Origin of the sequence: Streptomyces sp. NPDC087300, from assembly GCF_044744425.1 — a bacterium.
Classification (GTDB): Bacteria; Actinomycetota; Actinomycetes; order Streptomycetales; family Streptomycetaceae; genus Streptomyces.
The window spans coordinates 57,445-75,648 of the sequence record NZ_JBIUYI010000001.1; the positions used below are offsets into that span (position 1 = coordinate 57,445).

Annotated in this window: 16 protein-coding genes; 8 read left to right on the forward strand and 8 right to left on the reverse strand. The window is 69.5% G+C overall.

Annotated features, from left to right (window positions below):
- Positions 1–16 precede the first annotated feature (16 nt).
- Together ACIO9J_RS00260 and ACIO9J_RS00265 are read right to left on the reverse strand one after the other, a co-directional pair.
- Positions 17–1,495 carry a sugar transferase gene (locus ACIO9J_RS00260; protein ID WP_401992963.1) on the reverse strand — a complete coding sequence of 493 codons (1,479 nt, stop codon included), beginning with the start codon at positions 1,493–1,495 and terminating at the stop codon, positions 17–19.
- A gap of 910 nt (positions 1,496–2,405) precedes the next feature.
- A complete protein-coding gene (locus tag ACIO9J_RS00265; protein ID WP_401990068.1) occupies positions 2,406–2,690 on the reverse strand; it encodes an HAD hydrolase-like protein in 285 nt (94 codons plus the stop codon).
- Between the two features lie 714 nt (positions 2,691–3,404).
- Between ACIO9J_RS00265 and ACIO9J_RS00270 the strand changes: the two genes are divergently transcribed.
- The gene (locus ACIO9J_RS00270; RefSeq protein ID WP_401990071.1) at positions 3,405–4,733 is read left to right on the forward strand and encodes a fibronectin type III domain-containing protein; all 1,329 of its coding nucleotides are present in this window, start codon (positions 3,405–3,407) and stop codon (positions 4,731–4,733) included.
- Between the two features lie 77 nt (positions 4,734–4,810).
- On the opposite strand, the gene ACIO9J_RS00275 is transcribed toward ACIO9J_RS00270, so the two are convergent.
- The 4 genes from ACIO9J_RS00275 to ACIO9J_RS00290 all read right to left on the reverse strand — a co-directional run bounded on the left by ACIO9J_RS00275 (position 4,811) and on the right by ACIO9J_RS00290 (position 9,656).
- On the reverse strand, positions 4,811–5,419 hold the full coding sequence (locus ACIO9J_RS00275) for a hypothetical protein (RefSeq protein WP_401990074.1): 609 nt from the start codon (positions 5,417–5,419) through the stop codon (positions 4,811–4,813).
- Positions 5,420–5,573: 154 nt separating this feature from the next.
- Complete coding sequence (locus ACIO9J_RS00280; RefSeq protein ID WP_401990077.1) at positions 5,574–6,638, reverse strand: LacI family DNA-binding transcriptional regulator; 1,065 nt, start codon at positions 6,636–6,638, stop codon at positions 5,574–5,576.
- A gap of 88 nt (positions 6,639–6,726) precedes the next feature.
- Complete coding sequence (locus ACIO9J_RS00285) at positions 6,727–8,472, reverse strand: discoidin domain-containing protein (protein ID WP_401990079.1); 1,746 nt, start codon at positions 8,470–8,472, stop codon at positions 6,727–6,729.
- 107 nt (positions 8,473–8,579) lie between these two features.
- Positions 8,580–9,656 (reverse strand): DUF1996 domain-containing protein, encoded by a 1,077-nt coding sequence (locus tag ACIO9J_RS00290; RefSeq protein ID WP_401990082.1) that lies wholly within the window; start codon positions 9,654–9,656, stop codon positions 8,580–8,582.
- Between the two features lie 339 nt (positions 9,657–9,995).
- Here ACIO9J_RS00290 and ACIO9J_RS00295 point away from each other — a divergent pair, with 339 nt between their 5' ends.
- The 7 genes from ACIO9J_RS00295 to ACIO9J_RS00325 all read left to right on the forward strand — a co-directional run bounded on the left by ACIO9J_RS00295 (position 9,996) and on the right by ACIO9J_RS00325 (position 16,841).
- The gene (locus ACIO9J_RS00295; RefSeq protein WP_401990085.1) at positions 9,996–11,759 is read left to right on the forward strand and encodes a coagulation factor 5/8 type domain-containing protein; all 1,764 of its coding nucleotides are present in this window, start codon (positions 9,996–9,998) and stop codon (positions 11,757–11,759) included.
- 161 nt (positions 11,760–11,920) lie between these two features.
- Positions 11,921–12,745 carry a hypothetical protein gene (locus ACIO9J_RS00300; RefSeq protein ID WP_401990088.1) on the forward strand — a complete coding sequence of 275 codons (825 nt, stop codon included), beginning with the start codon at positions 11,921–11,923 and terminating at the stop codon, positions 12,743–12,745.
- 139 nt (positions 12,746–12,884) lie between these two features.
- Complete coding sequence (locus ACIO9J_RS00305) at positions 12,885–13,271, forward strand: hypothetical protein (RefSeq protein ID WP_401990091.1); 387 nt, start codon at positions 12,885–12,887, stop codon at positions 13,269–13,271.
- Between the two features lie 163 nt (positions 13,272–13,434).
- Complete coding sequence (locus ACIO9J_RS00310) at positions 13,435–14,076, forward strand: SRPBCC family protein (RefSeq protein ID WP_401990094.1); 642 nt, start codon at positions 13,435–13,437, stop codon at positions 14,074–14,076.
- 445 nt (positions 14,077–14,521) lie between these two features.
- Positions 14,522–15,403 carry an endonuclease/exonuclease/phosphatase family protein gene (locus ACIO9J_RS00315; protein WP_401990097.1) on the forward strand — a complete coding sequence of 294 codons (882 nt, stop codon included), beginning with the start codon at positions 14,522–14,524 and terminating at the stop codon, positions 15,401–15,403.
- A gap of 320 nt (positions 15,404–15,723) precedes the next feature.
- Positions 15,724–16,200: an SRPBCC domain-containing protein gene (locus tag ACIO9J_RS00320; protein WP_401992966.1), complete on the forward strand. Its 477-nt coding sequence runs from the start codon at positions 15,724–15,726 to the stop codon at positions 16,198–16,200.
- Positions 16,201–16,313: 113 nt separating this feature from the next.
- The gene (locus ACIO9J_RS00325; RefSeq protein ID WP_401990100.1) at positions 16,314–16,841 is read left to right on the forward strand and encodes a dihydrofolate reductase family protein; all 528 of its coding nucleotides are present in this window, start codon (positions 16,314–16,316) and stop codon (positions 16,839–16,841) included.
- 146 nt (positions 16,842–16,987) lie between these two features.
- Here ACIO9J_RS00325 and ACIO9J_RS00330 read toward each other — a convergent pair whose 3' ends face one another.
- Together ACIO9J_RS00330 and ACIO9J_RS00335 are read right to left on the reverse strand one after the other, a co-directional pair.
- On the reverse strand, positions 16,988–17,338 hold the full coding sequence (locus ACIO9J_RS00330) for a hypothetical protein (RefSeq protein WP_401990103.1): 351 nt from the start codon (positions 17,336–17,338) through the stop codon (positions 16,988–16,990).
- A gap of 87 nt (positions 17,339–17,425) precedes the next feature.
- On the reverse strand, positions 17,426–17,980 hold the full coding sequence (locus ACIO9J_RS00335; RefSeq protein ID WP_401990106.1) for a YceI family protein: 555 nt from the start codon (positions 17,978–17,980) through the stop codon (positions 17,426–17,428).
- Positions 17,981–18,204 lie beyond the last annotated feature (224 nt).

Consider the following 18,204-nt stretch of genomic DNA (forward strand, 5'->3'; position numbering starts at 1 on the left):
ACGACGGCCCCGCGTATCAGTACGCTCCCTGCCCCTGGAGCACCGCGCGCAGCGTCTTCCACAAGATCACTGTGTCCAGGGCGAGCGACCAGTCCTCCACGTACCGCAGGTCGAGGCGGACCGCCTCCTCCCACGGCAGATCACTGCGTCCGCTGATCTGCCACAGGCCGGTGAGCCCTGGCTTGACCAGCAGCCTCCGCCGGATGTCCGGGCCGTAGGCTGCGGACTCCTCCGGGAGTGGAGGCCGTGGCCCGACGAGTGACATCGAGCCGGTCAACACGTTCAACAGCTGCGGGAGTTCGTCGATCGAGTAGCGCCGAAGGACGGCTCCCACCCGGGTGACGCGCGGATCCCGGTGCAGCTTGAACAGCAGTCCCGCGCCCTCGTTGTGCTCGGCCAGCTCGGCACGTGCCCCGTGGGCGCCCACGACCATGGTGCGGAACTTGAAGATGGTGAACTCCTGGCCGTCCTTGCCGACCCTGCGCTGTCGGTACAGCGCCCCACCCCGGCTGTCCAGCAGGACGAGCAGCCCGACGAGCATCATCAGCGGCGCGAACAGCATCAGCAGGAACGCCGCGCCGAGCCGGTCGACGACCCCTTTGACCGCCCTGCGCCCGCCGGTGAAGGTCGGCATGCTGACCCGCAGCAGCGGGATGCCGAGCACCGCGTCGACGTGCAGCCGCGGTCCTGCCACCTCCATCAGCACCGGGGCCACGACCATCTCGGCGTCGCTGCCCTCGAGGTTCCAGGCGAGTCGTTGCAGTCGGTCCGGTGACCAGTGCGGATCCGGGGTGACCGCGACGACCCGGTAGCCGTCGCGCCGGACGTGGCCCGCGACGTCCGTGAGCCTGCCGACCACGGGGACTCCGTCGAGGTGGGTGCCGTCGAGCTCCGAGCTCTCGGCGGTGCACACCGCCTCCACCCGCCAGCCCAGGTGCGGGAACTTGCGGGCCCGGGTGATCAGGTCGCGCACGGTGGCCGGGCTGCCGGCCGCGAGCACCGGTCTCAAACACCGTCCTTCCTTGCGCTGTTTGTGCAGCCAGAGACGTAGCAGGTAGCGCTCGGTCATGGTGACGAGCGCGATCGCGGGTATCGCGACGAAGATCCAGAGTTTGATGTTGCGCGAGGTGAGGGCGATCCCGCCGAGTGCCAGGACGACGGCCGCCGTGAACAGGGAGCGCCCCAGTCTGCGGAATTCCTCGGCGCCCTGACCGAGCACGGCCGGGGCCCACGCGCGGCTCAGCGCGAGCGCCCCGAGCACGAGGAGCTCCGTGCCGAAGGCCAGGATCCCCCACTTCTCATGCCAGTTGGCCGCGTCCCTGACCCCGAAGAAGTTGCCGATCGCCGCCACCACGAAGGCTGTCGCCACCATGTCGCTGGTGATCACGGTACGTCGGTACCGCTGCTCCCAGTCGATCGCGGGCTGGCTCACTGCCCCGTTCATCGGCCGCCCGCGCGCCGATAGGAACGGGCGGACTAATTCCCCCTGCTGCACCGAGCCCCCCAGGTCGCCAGTGGGCTCGACGTGTTCGCTCCACACGGTTCCTCCCCCCGGGAGGCCCTCGCCCCCCGCACTGATGCTCCCTCGGGAGGCCCCCGCCTCCCGCGCCGCGCTGTTCCTCCCCTTCGGGAGGCACCCCCCGCCTCCCGTTCATCACAACCCGGTTATGTCAGTGCATGTCGAACCAACCCACACAGGCGGCAGCGGACTCATCGGTCCGGCCGGAGTTCCGTGGTGCGCGGGAACCCGTGGATGCCTCGGGTGCTCCCCACACCCAGGGGCCCTCTCGGGATCCGGAATCGATCACCCCCACGTCTGGCGCCGGGGACGCGGCTACTGACAGCCCGTCAGGCCAGACCTATAGATCATTGTTTGTCGCCTCGTGTCCCCATGTGAAGCACGGTCAATCTAGACCATTGGCGCCTGCCTGGAGAGGGGATGTGTGCAACTTGTGCTCAAGCTTTGAAGCAGAATCCACGAAATGATCACTGGTTGAGCGCGGTGCTACGACGGGGACACACCCTGTGACCTGTGATGACGGGAGTTCCCCAGAGTGCAGGGACCGACGGCTCACAGGTTGCGAGGCTCTGCCAACTCGGCCCCATTTAGGGCTTGTTTGGCGGAATCTCGTCGGCGGAGCCGGGTCGGCGGCGCGAGCGGGCGGCCGCTCCGGGCGACGCGGGAGCGGCACGGCACGCCGGACAGGGGCGGATGGCCCTACGCCGACTCCGCCGATCTTCCTGCCGATGAGTGCGCCGCGGGGCCCTCGGCGCGGTGAAGTGGAACGCCTCCGGAGCCAGTTGACCGCCCGTCATTCCGGCGTCCCCTCAGGTACCCCCCGCGGACACGTAAACGGAAGACGATCACCGTCTCCGATCCCTCATGGGGACCTGCCCGAGGGGCCTCAGATGCCCAGGACGTCCAACACGCCCGCCAGCGAGGTGACTTCGTGCGCGTGGTAGTACGGCGCCGAGGGCTCGGTGCCCCGGTTCACGTACACGGTCTCGCGCACACCGAGGTCGGTCGCCGACTGCAGGTCGTAGCGCGGGCTCGACGACACATGCATCGTCTCCTCGGGCCGGCAGCCCAACCGCTCGTACATGTACTCGAAGGCACGCAGCCTCGGCTTGTACGCCCGTGCCATCTCCGCCGTGTACACCGCGTGGAACGGCGCGCCGAGCTTCGCCACGTTCCCTGGACGTGGTCGTCCGCCGCGTTGGAGAGGATGACCAGCGGGAAGTGCTCCGCCAACTCGGCGAGGGGAGCGGGGACATCGGGGTGCGGTCCGAACTCCGGGACCGCCGCGTAGACCTCGGCGGGATCGCCCGGCCTGAACTCGACACCGGTGCTCGCGCAGGCCCGCTCGAAGGCCCGGGAGATCACCTCGTCGTACGGCCGCCAGTCCCCCATCACCTCGTCGAGCTGGTAGCAGTCGAACCGGTGGAGGAACGCGTCCAGTCGCCCGGCGGGCACCGCGTCCTTGACCACGTCTTCCGCCGCGGCCCGGACGGCGAAATCCGTCAGGGTTCCGTACATGTCGAAGGTGATGAACCTGGGACCGGGGCGGCGGGTCAACGGGCTCTCCTCACAGCGGGCGTCACGCACGACAGCACACCGTCGGGGCGTGCCGCATCAGGACTACACAAGGGCCAACTCACGCGCCCCACTGGTCATTCCCGTCCCACCCATGAACTTCAGACCCACGCTCCAGGCCCACCGGCCCGCGCGCGCCACCTCCCAACTCCCGGTCATATGCAGCTACAGTTCCTTGTCCCCACAGCACCAACGGATCCACCAGCACCACCAGGTCGGTCAGGCCCACCAGGTCCACCGGCTCCCCCCACGACCGCATCCCGAACTCCCGTACGTCCGTACGTGGTTCCACCGAAAGGGAACGCCAGCCGTGTCTCACCGCACACGTCTCAGACCGACCGTCGTCGCCTCCGCGGCCGCCGTCGTCGTCCTCGCCCTCGGGTTCACGGGCACCGCGCAGGCCGCCGTACCCGCCGCGGCCCCCAGCTCGGCGGGCCGCACCGGCGACGACCCCGACCAGCCCGACAACCCCCTGTACGACGCCCCGGAGAGCTTCCAGGTCACCTCCGGCCGTACGGACGTCTCCCTCTCCTGGAGCCTGCTCTCCGCGGCCACCGGCTACGAGGTCTACCGCGCCGAGGCCGAGGGCACCGAGCCGGACGAGGTCGGCCCCTACACGCTGCTCGACACCGTGACCACGGGTGAGTACGTCGACGTCTCCGCCGACCCCGACGTCACGTACGCCTACAAGATCCGCGCCGTGGACGACGCAGGGCACGTCTCGCCGTACACGGAGACCCAGCGGGGCACCGTGGACACCGTCGCGCCCTTCGCCCCGCGCGACCTCACCCGTTCCCGCGAGGACGAGCGCGGGGTGACGCTGACCTGGCGCACCGGCGACTCGGACGCGGTGAAGTACGTGGTGTACCGCGCGGAGTCCCCCAACGCCCCTCGTACCAAGGCCGGTTCGACGACGTCGCTGACCTTCCGCGACACGAAGGGTGACGCGGGTCGCACCTACGTGTACGAGGTGCGCGGCGTCGACGCCGTCGGCAACGAGTCCGCGTCGTCGAACTTCGTGACCGGCACCAAGACCGTCACGGACGCCACCGCCCCGAAGGCCCCCTCCCTCGGTAACGCCCGCCTCGTGGGCAAGCGGCTGACCCTGTCCTGGTCGCAGAGCCCGTACGTACCGGTCTCCTCCTACACCGTCTACCGTTCCAAGACGTCCCCGGTGGACATCACGGAAGCCAACCGCGTGGCCACCGTGACGGGTACCGAGTACACCGCCACGGTCGGCTCCGACCAGGGCGAGCGGGACTACTACTACGCCGTCGTCGCCACGACCCCGCACAACGTCGCCTCGCCCGCTTCCGCGTCGGTCAAGCCGGCGTACAAGGACCCGCAGCGGCCGCCCGCCACCGAGGTCTACGAGGTCGCGCCGGGCGCGGGCAGCGTGCGGCTCTCCTGGTACGCCGTCCCCTACGACTCGCCCCTCAAGGGCTACCGCGTCTACCGCTCGACGACACCGGGCGTCACCAAGGAGAACGCCGAGTTCACCCACGACACGACGAGCACGGATTACGTGGACCGCGCGCTCACCGGCGGCACGAAGTACTACTACGCCATCGCCGCCGTCAACGAGGAGGGCATCGAGTCCGTGCTCTCCCCCGAGGTGTCGGCCACCCCGACCGGCTGACGCCGGACACACGCAGGGCCGGGAGGCTGTCGCCCTCCCGGCCCCTGTACCGGCCCCACACACTGGTGGGGCGTCCGTCAGCTGATGTTGATGTGCACGTTGAAGCGCACGTTCCCCACGGTGACGAAGAAGTTCCCCTGTTTCTTGCGGCGTTCCAGCGTGTCGCCTGTGGTGCCCTTGCCCTTCTGCTCCTTGTCCTCCACCGGGCGGTAGGAGAAGCCGCTGAACCGGTGGTCATCGGCGGCGGCCGCGATGGTGCCCACCCGGCGCCAGTGGCCGCACAGATCGTCGTAGCGGTCCTTGGACAACGTGTCGCCGTACGTCATGTTGACGCCGCCGCCACCGACGTACTGGGCGCACACCTGCTTGAAGATGCTCACCGCGTGGTCGTCGAAGGTGTCGACGCCGTCGATCTGCCCCAGGACCTCTGCCTTGTCGTCCGCGATCTTCTCCCGCCTGGCAGTCTTCTCCGTCTCGGTCTTGCGGGACTGCTGGTCGCTGAGCACGGCCTTCTCCGCCGCGTCGATGCCGTACTCGCGGTTGCAGGCGATCTCCAGCGTCGTCTGCCACGTCGCGGCGGAGATCCAGTCCCGCGAGAAGTCGATGCGCTCGCAGAAGGCGAGCAGCAGGGTCTCGGCCTCCTTCTCGCTCTCCGCGTAGGTGATGCCCTTGAACTGCTTCGGCATGGCACGCTCCTTCCCGGATGCCGCGAAGCGGCGCCGCTGTCGGACCGGGCTCCGCACCCGGATGCGACAACGTCTCACCGCCGGGGCGGGCCGTCACCCGGTGGCACTACTTCCGTTCAACTACTTCTCCGAGCGGCGTTCTCACCGCGCCCGTTCAGGACGAGTCCCGCACCACCAGCTCCGGCTCGAAGATCAGCGCGGTGGGTTCCGTGCGGGCGCCCTGGATGTGTTCCTGGAGCAGTCGCGCCATCGCCGCCGTCATCTCCTCCACGGGCTGGCGCACCGTGGTCAGTGGCGGGCGGCAGGTGTGGGCCGCGCTGGAATCGTCGAAGCCGACCACCGCCACGTCCTGCGGCACCCGCCTGCCGTGTTCGCGCAACGCCTCGCAGGCGCCCTGCGCCATGAGGTCGTTCGCCACGAACACCCCGTCCAGGTCCGGGTGTTCGGACAGGAGCCTGGTCATCGCGTGCGCGCCGCTGGCCAGGGTGAAGCCGCCCTCGGCGAGGGGGACGTAGGCCGTGCCGGCACGTTCCAGCGTCTCCCGGAAGCCCGCGTGACGCTCCTGCCCCGCCGGCAGGTCCAGTGGCCCGGTGACCGTAGCGAGTCGCCGTCGGCCGCGGGCGATGAGATGTTCCGCGGCCAGCCGTCCGCCCTCGCGGTGGGCGAGGTCGACGTAGCTGATCGGGGCGGGCAGCGCGGGTCGTGCGAAGCACACGGCGTGCAGCCCTTCGGCGACGAGCCGTGCGGGCAGCGGGTCTTCGGCGTGCGTGGAGACGACGAGCGCGCCGTCGGCGCTGCCCTCCCGGAGGAAGGCGGTCACCTGGCTCCTCGCCGCCTCGCTCTCGGCGACCATCAGGACCGGATGCATCGAGCGCGGCCGCAGGAAGCCGACCACTCCGCCGACCACCCGCCCGAAGAACGGGTCCGCGAACACCCGGGCGGTGAAGGCGTTCCGCGCATCGGCCGACTCGTCGTCCCCCGCGTCCTCGCCGTCCTCCCCCGCGCCCGAGATGACCAGCGCGATCGTCTCCGTGCGTCTGGTCACCAGGGAGCGTGCCGCCCGGTTGGGCGCGTACCCGGTGCGTTCGACGGCCGCGCGCACCACGTCCCGGATGGCCGGGTCGACATTGCGCATCCCGTTGATCACCCGGGACACCGTGGCTCGGGAGACGCCCGCCTCCCGAGCCACGTCCTCAAGCGTCAGCGACTGTCTCTCCATGCGGGAACTGTAACTTTCGTCGTGCGGAGGGGAATAGAGCGCTCTCCCGGTACGGGCACGGGTACGAGTACGGCGACCGGAGGCCGACTCACCGGTAGACGCCGAACTCGCAGAGCGAGTAGCCGTACCCGGTGCCGCGCACGGTGCCGTGGACGCGTACGTAGCGGCCGGTCCCTGTGACGTCGAAGTCGTCGATGCCACCGTTGCCGTCCTTCACCTCACGCACGGTCCGCCAGTTCTGCCCGTCGTCGGAGGTCTGGACCGCGTACGTCTTCGCGTACGACGTCTCCCAGTTGAGCTGCACGTGCTTGAAGGTCTGACTGCTGCCGAGGTCCACCTGGAGCCACTGGGGGTCGCTCCAGTCGCTGGCCCAGCGCGTCGTCGGTTTCCCGTCCACGGCGCCCGCGGCGGTGCAGGGGCAGTCCCCGCCACCGGTCTGGTAGGACGAGGCCGTCGCCGCCCTGCCGAGGGCGATGTTCGTGCCGTCGACCGGCGGGGCCACCACGCGCACGGAACGGGTCTCCACGCCCACGTTGCCCTTGCCGTCAGTGACCTTGACGTAGATCTTCCACACGCCGGTCCGGTCCGGAGCGGTTACCTTCAAGCGGCCGGAGCCCTCGTCGGCGAAGCGCAGGGGCGTCAGGTTCTTGTCCTTGTCGATGTACATGCTGTTGCCGAGGACCTCGTAGCCGAGCGCGTCACCATCGGGATCGGTGGCCTTCGTGGCGAGGGTGAACGAGCCGCCGGCGGGGACCTTGGCCGCGTCTCCCACCACGTTCATCTCCGTGATGACGGGCGGGGTGTTGTCGCGCGAGGTGTCCGCGCCGTACGCCCTCTTCACCGCGTAGTACGACAGCCGCTTCTGGCCCGCGGGCAGGAGGTTGAACCAGATGCCTCCGAAGTCGTACTCGGTGCCGTAGTGGAACATCGTGGCGCCGAGCGCGACACCCTTGTGGCCGGTCACGCAGCCCCACGCCTTCGTGTAGCCCTCGGCCTTGGCCCGGTCCGCGGGCTCCTCGGGGACCCCGTTGGCGTCGTCGGGGACCTCCCACTCGCCCGCGGGCCCGGTCTCCGTGACGATGTACGGCTTCGTGTAACCGCCTTGCTGCCAGGCCGACTTGATGTCGCACACCGCGTTGTAGGAGTTCACGGCGTACAGGTCCAGGTCGGGTGCGTTCTTCTTGTAGTAGGGCCAGGCGCCGGTCCACGCGTCGGTCGAGGTGACGGGGTGGTTCGGGTCGACGGAGTGGATCTTCTTCGCGATGTCGTTGACGAAGGTGGTGTAGGCGTCGCGCTGGCGCTCCAACTCGTCGCCGGTGTAGCAGTTCTGGAGCCCGAGCACCGACTCGTTGCCCACGTTCCACATCAGGACGCCGGGGTGGTCCTTGTAGGCCTCCACCCACTTGGGAAACTCGCCGAGCATCTGGCTCTTGTACGCGGTGTCGGTCAGGTAGTTCACACAGCCGCCGCTGCCGGGACCGCCGCCGGGCTGCAGCCAGAAGCCCGCGATCACCTTGACTCCGTTCGCCGCGGCCGAGTCGAACAGCGGCTTGCTGGTGGCGTCGGTGCCCCAGGTCCGGATCGTGTTCACGCCCATCGACCTGAGATCGGGCAGGTACTTGTCGGCGTCGGCGACGGCAGGTCCCCAGGTCAGGCCCTTGACCTGGTAGGGGGAACCGTTCACGGACAGCTGCCAGTCGCCCTGCGAACCCGTCACCTTGACCACGCTCCCCGCGGCGTCCGCGTGCTGGGCGGGCAGGGCGAGGCCGGGGGTGGCGAGCAGGGCGAGGGTGAGGGGTACGGCGAAGCGGCGGGTGGCTCGGGTTGCGGACATGCCGAGACCTCCAGGGGAGGGGGTGAGGGTGAGGGAGGGGATGAGCACTCCGGGGGCGGGCGGGTGCCCACGGCGTGCGCGCAGCGCGGCCGTGGGCACCCGCACCGTCACGGCAGCTCGTAGTTCGCGTCGAGGGCCGCGCCCGCCTCCGGGTGGGTCTCGTCGTAACCACGGGCGTCGCACTGCAATCCGCCTACGACACAGTGGTCGACCAGCGCCTTGAGCGTCGCGGGGTCCCACGCGTTGAAGAAGTCGTAGTGGAACGAGTAGCCCCTGCCGCTGGCCAGCTTCACCTGCGAGAGGTCACCGTTGACCGGGAACGCCATCTTGAACTCGATCATCGGCAGCGCGACCGGGTGGGACGCGGGGCAGATGTTGTCGTTCGTGCCGGGCCGGACCTTCGGGTACGACATGTGGCTCTGGTGGTCCGGCGAGTCCAGGTGCACCCCGTCCCAGCAACTGGGCGCCTGGACCCGGATGTTGAGCTGGGTGTCCGCCGTGGTGGGGCAGTTCTTGGGGAAGTCGACGTTGAAGTAGCTCTCGCCGCACTCCCAGCCCTCCACGAATCCCGGGTGCGCGCGGAACTCCTCGGCGCTCTGCATGGGGCTGCCGACGACGTACCGCAGCCCCTCGGGGAAGGGGCGCACGCTGGTGTAGTCGGTGACGCCCGCCTTGTAGTAGATGACCTGCGGGCCCACCGGAAGGACCGGCTCGCCGCCCTTGAGGAGGGTGGGCATCCAGTAGGCGGACTTGTCACCGGGCGCCTTGCAGGCGGTGTTGCCCCGCTTCAGGGAGTCCGTGGTGCTGTGCGCGTCCGTCGTCCTGTTGCCCATGAAGGTGTGGTCGTGGGACTTGCCCGGCTGGCCCGGGTAGACGATCGGGTCGTCCGGCCTGGTGTGCGTCACCGAGCAGTTGGCCTGGAACTCGTGGAAGTAGCGGTGGGGCGGCTCCTTCACCGAGGGCCGTACGCCGGTCACCGGCGACTCGGCGCGGATGTAGCCGTCGCCGTCGCGGTCCTCCTTCGCGGCGACGGTGGACGCCGCCATGGTGTGCCCCTGAGCCGCCGGCTCGCTCGACGCGGACGGGCCGTCGGCGCCGAGCGCCATCCCGCCCACGCCCAGCGAGGTCACGAGGAGCGCGCCGGTCACCAGTAATCCTGAGATGGTCCTCGATCTCCGTGCCATGGAGACCTCCTGCCACATCGGTTCGAATGGGGGGTCGGGCAGTGGTGCGGGGCGAGGAGCGCTCGGGAGAGCGCTCTCCCACCGCCGGAGTGTCGTGGCCCTGGCGTGAGCGTGTCAATAGAAAGTGAACGCTTCGCCGCATCCCAGTTCCGCCACCAGTGAGCAACAGAACTACCGCGTAACTCTTTTGACGTCTCATCAGGGAAAACAACGACGACCCCGAACACCCTCTTGACGCACCCTTCACGCGGATGAACTATTCCCGGTCAAGAGAGCGCTCCCGAGGCACCTGATCGTTCATTTCCTGAAACCTCACACCGCCACAACAGGAGAGCCCGCATGCCAACCACCCCCACACGCCGCACGGTTCTGGGCGCGATCGCCGCGTCGACCACCGCCGCGGGCCTGCCGGCCCTGGCCACCGCTCCGGCCCACGCGCGGAGCGCCCCCGCCGCGCTGCCCGGCGGCGGCGACCTCGGCCCCAACGTGATCGTCTTCGACCCGTCGACGGCCGGCGTCCAGGCCAAGCTCGACGAGGTCTTCAAGCGACAGGAGTCGGCCCAGTTCGGCACGGGCCGCTACGCCTTCTTCTTCAAGCCGGGCACGTACAACGGCCTCAACGCCCAGCTCGGCTTCTACACCTCGATCGCGGGCCTCGGCCTCTCCCCCGACGACACGACGATCAACGGTGACGTGACGGTCGACGCGGGCTGGTTCAACGGCAACGCGACCCAGAACTTCTGGCGTTCGGCGGAGAACCTCGCGCTCAAGCCGGTCAACGGCACCAACCGGTGGGCGGTCGCGCAGGCCGCCCCGTTCCGCCGCATGCACATCAAGGGCGGCCTCAACCTCTCGCCCAACGGCTACGGCTGGGCCAGCGGCGGCTACATAGCCGACAGCCGCATCGACGGCACCGTGGGCCCCTACTCGCAGCAGCAGTGGTACACCCGTGACAGCTCCGTGGGCGGCTGGCTCAACGCGGTCTGGAACATGGTGTTCTCGGGCGTCGAGGGCGCGCCGGGCCAGAGCTTCCCGAACCCTCCGTACACGACTCTCGACACCACGCCCGTCTCGCGCGAGAAGCCCTTCCTGTACCTCGACGGCAACGCCTACAAGGTGTTCCTGCCGGAGAAGCGCACCAACGCGCGCGGCACCACCTGGGGCAACGGCACCCCGCGCGGCACCTCACTGCCGCTGAGCCAGTTCTACGTGGCGAAGCCCGGTGTCAGCGCGGCCACGCTCAACGCCGCACTGGCCCAGGGCCTCCACCTCCTGCTGACCCCGGGCATCTACCACCTCGACCGGGCCGTGGAAGTGAACCGCGCCAACACCGTGGTGCTCGGTCTCGGCTACGCCACGCTGATCCCCGACAACGGCGTGACCGCGATGAAGGTCGCCGACGTCGACGGCGTACGGCTCGCCGGCTTCCTCATCGACGCCGGTCCGGTCAACTCCCCCGTCCTGCTCCAGATCGGTCCCCGTGGCGCGGGCGCCGACCACTCGGCGCAGCCGATCACCGTGCAGGACGTCTTCATCAGGATCGGCGGCGCGGGTCCCGGCAAGGCCACGCTCAGCATGGAGGTCAACAGCCGCCACACGATCATCGACCACACCTGGGTGTGGCGCGCCGACCACGGCGCGGGCGTGGGCTGGGAGACCAATCGCGCGGACTACGGAGTGCGCGTCAACGGCGACGACGTCCTGGCGACCGGCCTGTTCGTGGAGCACTTCAACAAGTACGACGTCCAGTGGTCGGGCCAGCGCGGGCGCACGATCTTCTTCCAGAACGAGAAGGCGTACGACGCCCCGAACCAGGGGTCCGTCCAGGACGGCAACGTCAAGGGCTTCGCCGCCTACAAGGTCGACGCCTCCGTGACCTCCCACGAGGGCTGGGGGCTCGGCAGCTACTGCAACTACACGGCGGACCCGGGCATCCGCCAGGACCACGGGTTCGCGGCGCCGAAGACGCCGGGGGTCAAGTTCCACAACCTGCTTGTCGTCTCGCTCGGCGGCATGGGCCAGTACGAGCACGTCATCAACGACATCGGTTCCGCGACCTCGGGCTCCTCGACGGTGCCGTCCACTGTCGTCTCCTACCCGTGAGGCAGGTCGGTGGGGCGAGGCGGGGGCTGATGCGGCCCTGACGCAGTCCCTAGCGGGAGGCTGACCAGAGGGGGAAGGGAGCGGGGGCAGGACGCGGGAACATGGGGACGCACCGTGCCGGAAGCATTGGCTCCGCCCCGGTGCGTCCCTAGCGTCTCGTCATGACGTCGACACCCCACGGGCCCGGCCCGTCCGTCCCCATCTCCGGTCCTTCCGTCCCCGTTCCCGGCCCACCCACGACCCTCGATCCGGCGCGCGCACCGGACCCGGGTCCGGCCGGCTCCCCGTCCCCGATGGCCTTGAGCACCTGGATCAAGAAGTACCTGTTACCGACGCTCGGCCTCGGCGGTGCGCTGCTGTTCGGCCTCCTGACCATGCAGTACGACCAGTTCTACCGGGAGTTGGGCATGGCCCCGGGGGACGTGGACCCGGAGTACTCGACCCGACTCAGCGGATCGCTGGGGCTCGTCCTGATGAGCCTCGTCGCATCGGCCGCGCTCCTCGCACTCGGGTCCATCGGCCTGCGCACCACCCGCCGCGTCGGCCCCGCACGCACGCGCGCACGGGCCGACCGCATGCTCATCGGGCTCCAGGACCGAGGGAAGCGCAGAACGGTGGTCCTCTGGTGCTGCGCGGTGGGGATCGCGCTGGTCGGGCTGCTCGTCGTGTACGCGGCCGACGACATGGCCGACCGGGCCAAGAGCGGCAAGTGGGTCGAGCCGATGCACTTCGGGCCCGTCACGCTCCTTGCCGTCCGCGCCTACCCCGCCGACGTGCGCCTCTCCGTCACGGACGGCGCCAAGAACTTCGACCTCAAGGCGGTCAACACCGGGCGGCTGCTGTACATCGGGCACGGCCCCGGCACGGTCGTCCTCTACGACCACGACCGCCGACGCGCCGTGTATCTGCCCGCCAAGGACGTGACCGTGACGACGTACAACTGCGAGACCGGGCGCGCCGAGAGACACGACCGCTGCCACGGGTAGCCCACGGTCACGACTACACCCTCAACTCGAAGTTAGAAGCTATAACGAAAACTATTGACCTTCCACCTCGCCCCGCTATACCTTCTAACCAGCGAAGGAACTTCTAGCGCATCGCACCGCACGGGACGAGGGGAACTCCATGGCCACCACGGTCGAGTCACAGCAGACCCGCACAGAGGGCGTCCGCACGGAGCCCGCCCGCACGGACCGACGCATTCCACTGTCGGTGACCATCTCCGCCTGGGCGGTGCCCGTCATGGTCGTCGGCCAGTTCGCCCTGATCGCGGCGCTGCCGGTCCTGATCGCCCTGTTCGGCGCCCTCCGCTCCGTCCCTGACCGGGCCGTCCGCAGGGCTGCCGTGCCGTTCGGCACTTCATTCGCCGTACCGCTCGCCATATGGCTGACGCGGCCCGACGGTGCGCAGAGCCTGTCCAAGGACATGCACCCCGTGTTCCTCGCGCTGATCGTCGCCGCGTCCGCGGTCTTCATCGTGACGCTGCGCCGGGCCCGGAGCGGGCGGCGTTAGACACGCCTATCGATGCGCCGCTCGACACGCCCCTCGACGCGCCGACATCCGCGCGCTCCCGTCCGCGCGCTAGAGGCCGATCGGCACCTGACAACCACCAAGAGCAGCCCACCGCTGCCCGATTGACACATTGATGAATTGATGAATTGACAAGGGGAACATCATGTCCAGCATCCGCAGCACCAGCGTCCGCGCCGCCCTGTTGACCGTCCCGCTCGCCGTCGTCGGCATCCTCGGTACGGCGACGACACCCGCCGGGGCCAAAGCCGACCACCACGGCAAGCCCGTCACCTGCCGCGGTGCGGGCGTCGACCCCGACGCACGTGTTCGCTACAAGACCGACACCGTCATCCACGCGTCGATGCGCACCATATGGAAGTTGCAGACCGACGTGGAGCGCTGGCCTTCCTGGCAGGCCCACATCACCACGATGGACCGCCTCGACGAGGGCCCCTTCCGCAAGGGTTCGGCGTTCAGGTGGACGACCCCCGTGCCGCCCAACCCCTCGACCCCCGCCACCAACCTGGACATCACCTCGACCGTCGAGCAGCTCAAGCGCAACTCCTGCATCCGCTGGACCGGCCCCGCGACCGGCGAAGGACTGCACATCGACGGCGTGCACGTATGGAACTTCACCAAGGTCAAAGGCGGCATACGGGTGACCACGGAAGAGACCCACAGGGGCCCGCAGGTCGACGCGAACGTGCCCGCCGCCACGAAGATCCTGGGCAACGGCCTCGAAGCGTGGATGCGCGACCTCAAGACCACGGCCGAGGCGCGCGACCACCAGGGTCCGGGGCGCTGAGCGTCGGGGGTGGGCCGGGGGCAGGCCGGTTGAGGGCTGGGGGTAGGCCGGTTAGGGCCTGGCCAAACTCCAGGGGGCCAGTCCGGCACCCGACCGGACCACGCCTGGGGTTGAGGCCGGGACCGGGGCCGGGACCCGCGCCGGGGCCGGGGATCGGCGCGGGCCCCCACACCCACACCCACTCCCCCATCCGGCTCCGGCTCCGGCTCCGAGCGCACGTCACCAACTACCTTCGGGCCTCGTCCAGTTCACCACTGGACGAGGCTTCCCCCGGCTCCACCGACCCGCCCAGCGCGACCTGGCCGATGCGACTCGCTCGTCCCGTCCCATCCATCCCGTTCCGCCCCGACTCGCCCCACCCCGCCGCGCCGCCCCGTGCGATCTCCATGATCCGTTCACACGCCGGCCGCCCGGCATCCGTCCGTCTCCGGGTAGGCCAGCACGCATGAACACACTCACGCCCCTCAGACTCACCATGGCCACCGCGGCCTTCGCCCTGGTCGCCGCCTCCCCGGCCTCCGCATCCGCCTCCGCCTCCCTCGCCTCCGCGCCCTCGGCGCAGACCCTCAAGGTGATGACCTTCAACACCTGGCACGGCGGCAGCCAGGTCCCCGACGGCATCAACAAGATCGCAACGGCGATAACCGACTCCGGCGCGGACGTCGTCGCCCTCCAGGAGAACGACGGCGACTCTGCTCAGCGCATCGCCGACAAGCTCGGCTGGTACACCACCGCCACCGGCACCCACGTCGACATCGTCTCCCGCCACCCCATCGACCAGGAGGACTGGACCGGAACCGGCAACGGAGTCGTCGCCGCCAAGATCAAGGGCTTCTGGATCTACTCGGCGCATCTCGACTACACCAAGTACGGTCCCTACAACGCCTGCTGGGACAACGACTCCTACGAGACCATCTACGCCGACGAGGCCAACCGCGGAAAGCAGGCGGCCGACATCGTCAAGTGGGCCGGTTCGAGCCCCGCCATCGTCGCGGGCGACTTCAACTCCCCCTCGCACCTGGACTGGACGCAGGACACCAAGGCCGCCCACTGCAACTCCGTGGTCACCTGGCCCACCACCAAGGCCTTCGCGGACGGGGGCTACTGGGACTCCTACCGGGAGGTGAACCCCGACGAGGCCGCGCGCCCCGGCAACACGTGGTCGCCCGTCGTCAAGGAGACCGACGGCAAGCCGGAGCCCCAGGACCGCATCGACTTCATCCAGTACAAGGGCTCGACCCTGGACGCGGTCAGCTCGACCACCGTGGGTGGCGGCTCCAATTGGCCCTCAGACCATCTCGCGGTCATGACGACCTTCACGTACTGATTTCGCCGAGTGATGCGCCTCCGAGGAATCGGCGGATCTCGTCCGCCGATTCCTGGGGGCGGCGCAGATGGACCCGTCACCGCCCAGCGCTCCGGCCCGCTCCCTCGCGCGATCTCGCGGCCGCGCTCTGCCAACTCGCGGACACCGCCGACCAGGCAGATGGTTCACGCACGACCTTTGGCCGTTATGGGCTCAGCCTCTAGACGGAGCGGCTCGCCGCGGACGCGTCGGGGTGGGCCGACGGCCGTTCGTTCGGCTTCCGCCGGTCGCTCGACGCGCGTCCGGAACTCGTCTGGAGCCACCTCACCGAGCCCACCCTGCTGGCCCGCTGGTGGACGCCCGACGATCTCCGCGTGTCGGAGCTCGTCTTCGAGGCGCGGCCGGGTGCGCGGATCGTCCACGAGTACCGCGATGCCGAGGACACCGGCGCATCGGACCCGGTCGCCGGACGCGCGGAGGGAGTTGTCGACGACGTACGGCCCGCCGAGCACCTCGCGTACAGGCTGGCGCCGCTGCTCCCCGACGGACGTCTCGCCTTCACCAGTCACATCGACTACGTCCTCAGGCCCGCCGGGACCGGCACGGAGCTGGAGGTCCGCTTGCGGGTCACCGGCAGCACCGTGGACTCCGCGGACTTCATCGCGGGCATCGAGATCGGCTTCGGCCAGAGCCTCGACAAGCTCATGGCGACGCTCACGAGGACCGCACCCAGCACCGGCGACCCGCGCGGCCTCCCCGACAACACCGGGCATGGCGCCCGTACCACCACGGGCAACGACACCAGGAGCACGCGATGACACAACCTTCGCACCTCACCCGGCCGCCCGGCGGCCGCAGGGTCGTCACCAACATGAGCGTCTCCCTCGACGGCCACTACGCCCGCGCCGATCACCCCGAGGACATGAGCTGAGTGCTGCCGTACGCGCACACCGATGTCGCCCGCGATCACCTGACCGGCCTCTGGGAGTCGGCGACGACGGCCCTGCTGGGGCGGGTCAACGCCGAGGGTTTCCTCGGGTTCTGGCCCACCGTCATCGGCATGGAGGGTGTCGAACCGCGTGACGAGCGGCGGTTCGCGTGGTGGCTGGTCGACGCCGAGAAGGTCGTCCTCTCCTCCTCCCTCGCCGGTGAGGCTCCCTGGGAGCGGACGACGATTGTCGACAAGCCGACCGCTGAGGTGGTCGCGGACCTCAAGGCGGCTGAGGGAGACGACATCCTCGTGCTCTCCAGCGCGAGCGTCATCAAGGCACTGCTCGCCGCTGACCAGGTCGACCGACTCGCGCTCACGGTCTTCCCCGTCTTCCTCGGCGGTGGACCGCGCATCTTCGACGACGGCCTGCCCCCGGGCCGGTGGGACCGACGCCGCCACCCTTGCCGATGCCACCGCCCGGACCGTCGCCGAACCCGGCATAGCCCCGCGCGTGCGGCCCCCGGATGAACGGGCACCTGCGCGGCACGCGCGTGTCCGCCAGGCCCAGTGGGGACCACGCCCGGCAGCCACCGCTCGACGGTGTCCTCCAGGGGCATCCGCCCCTGGCCCACGAGTTGCAGGACAACCGCTGGAGGACGCGTTCAGAGGCCCCGTCAGTCCCCCTGTGCCCAGGCCGCCACCGGCAGCGACAGATAGATGCCGAAGTCGTCCAGACCGGTGGCTGCCGCGACGCCTTCGTACAGCCGGTCCACGCGGTCCTGGCGGTCGGCGGCCCTGCTCTCGAAGTACTTGGAGCGGATCTCGATCACGAAGTCCAGGCCGCTACGGTCGAAGGGACCGAGCTGCCGGAAGCGCACTTCCACGTCGCCCGGCTGGAGGTCCCCGTCATAGGGCTCTTCGGGGCACTCCACGGCCAGGGACACCAAGTGCGGGAGCGAGGAACCGAGTTCGCGCAGCGTCGTCTCGGCGACGTGCGGCGCGTAGGTGATTTCGACGAGGGGCATTGGATCACCCTAGCCATATGTTCCCATTGCGTGGATCGAGCCCGGCCCATGGCGGATCGAGCCCGGCCCATGGGAGAGAACCCGCCCCTACCCGGCGGCCTCCGTCCGCCGGACCACGACGACGTCGAGTTCGAGCACCACGAGCGGGCTCACGAGGGCCGTCGTGAGGACGTTCCAGTTCACGCCCCAGTCGTTCCGGTCGAGGGTGGCGCCGCCCCTGAAGCCCAGCCGGACCCCCTCCCCCGTCTCCTGCGCCTCGGTCAGCTCGACCTCCACGGTGACGGGCCTGGTCACACCGCGCAGCGTCAGATCACCCGTGACCTCGAACGCGGTCTCGTCGACCTGCCGGACCTCGGTCGAGGTGAAGGTCATGTCGGGGTGGTCGGGCGCCGCGAGGAACGACGTGCGGAGCATGGCGTCACGCCGCTGATCCCCGGTCCGGATGCTCGCCGTCCGGACCGTGAGCCGCACGGCGGACCTGGACGGATCCTCGCCGTCCACCCGCACGCCGCCCTCGCACGCCTCGAACTCCCCGCGCACTCTCGACGCCATCCGGTGCCGGGCGACGAGCCCGATCCTGGTGTGGGCGGCGTCAAGGACGTAGTCGCCGGTCAGCTCGTCGAACCCGGTCATGGTGGACATGAGGCTGCTCCTGGAGAGGTGAGGGGTGTTCGGTCCGCGTGAGGTGTCCTGGATTTCAGGGCGGCGCGCTCGGCGTCGGTGAACACCGTGGCCTCACGCCCGGTCCCGGGCCGCGACCGGGTTGGCGTGGAAGTCGATACGGGTCCGCATGATGGACTCCTTCGGTCGCTTGTTCGCCCAGGAGTACGACGAGGCAGCCCCTCGGAATGTCAGGCGCACGGCCT

Bases quoted from the DNA above. Each gene is read 5' to 3' on its own strand.
- ACIO9J_RS00335 (WP_401990106.1), bottom strand. From the start codon at position 17,980: ATGTCCACCATGACCGGGTTCGACGAGCTGACCGGCGACTACGTCCTT.
- ACIO9J_RS00330 (WP_401990103.1), bottom strand. From the start codon at position 17,338: ATGCCCCTCGTCGAAATCACCTACGCGCCGCACGTCGCCGAGACGACG.
- ACIO9J_RS00290 (WP_401990082.1), bottom strand. From the start codon at position 9,656: ATGGCACGGAGATCGAGGACCATCTCAGGATTACTGGTGACCGGCGCG.
- ACIO9J_RS00300 (WP_401990088.1), top strand. From the start codon at position 11,921: ATGACGTCGACACCCCACGGGCCCGGCCCGTCCGTCCCCATCTCCGGT.
- ACIO9J_RS00310 (WP_401990094.1), top strand. From the start codon at position 13,435: ATGTCCAGCATCCGCAGCACCAGCGTCCGCGCCGCCCTGTTGACCGTC.
- ACIO9J_RS00305 (WP_401990091.1), top strand. From the start codon at position 12,885: ATGGCCACCACGGTCGAGTCACAGCAGACCCGCACAGAGGGCGTCCGC.
- ACIO9J_RS00275 (WP_401990074.1), bottom strand. From the start codon at position 5,419: ATGCCGAAGCAGTTCAAGGGCATCACCTACGCGGAGAGCGAGAAGGAG.
- ACIO9J_RS00280 (WP_401990077.1), bottom strand. From the start codon at position 6,638: ATGGAGAGACAGTCGCTGACGCTTGAGGACGTGGCTCGGGAGGCGGGC.
- ACIO9J_RS00285 (WP_401990079.1), bottom strand. From the start codon at position 8,472: ATGTCCGCAACCCGAGCCACCCGCCGCTTCGCCGTACCCCTCACCCTC.
- ACIO9J_RS00295 (WP_401990085.1), top strand. From the start codon at position 9,996: ATGCCAACCACCCCCACACGCCGCACGGTTCTGGGCGCGATCGCCGCG.
- ACIO9J_RS00315 (WP_401990097.1), top strand. From the start codon at position 14,522: ATGAACACACTCACGCCCCTCAGACTCACCATGGCCACCGCGGCCTTC.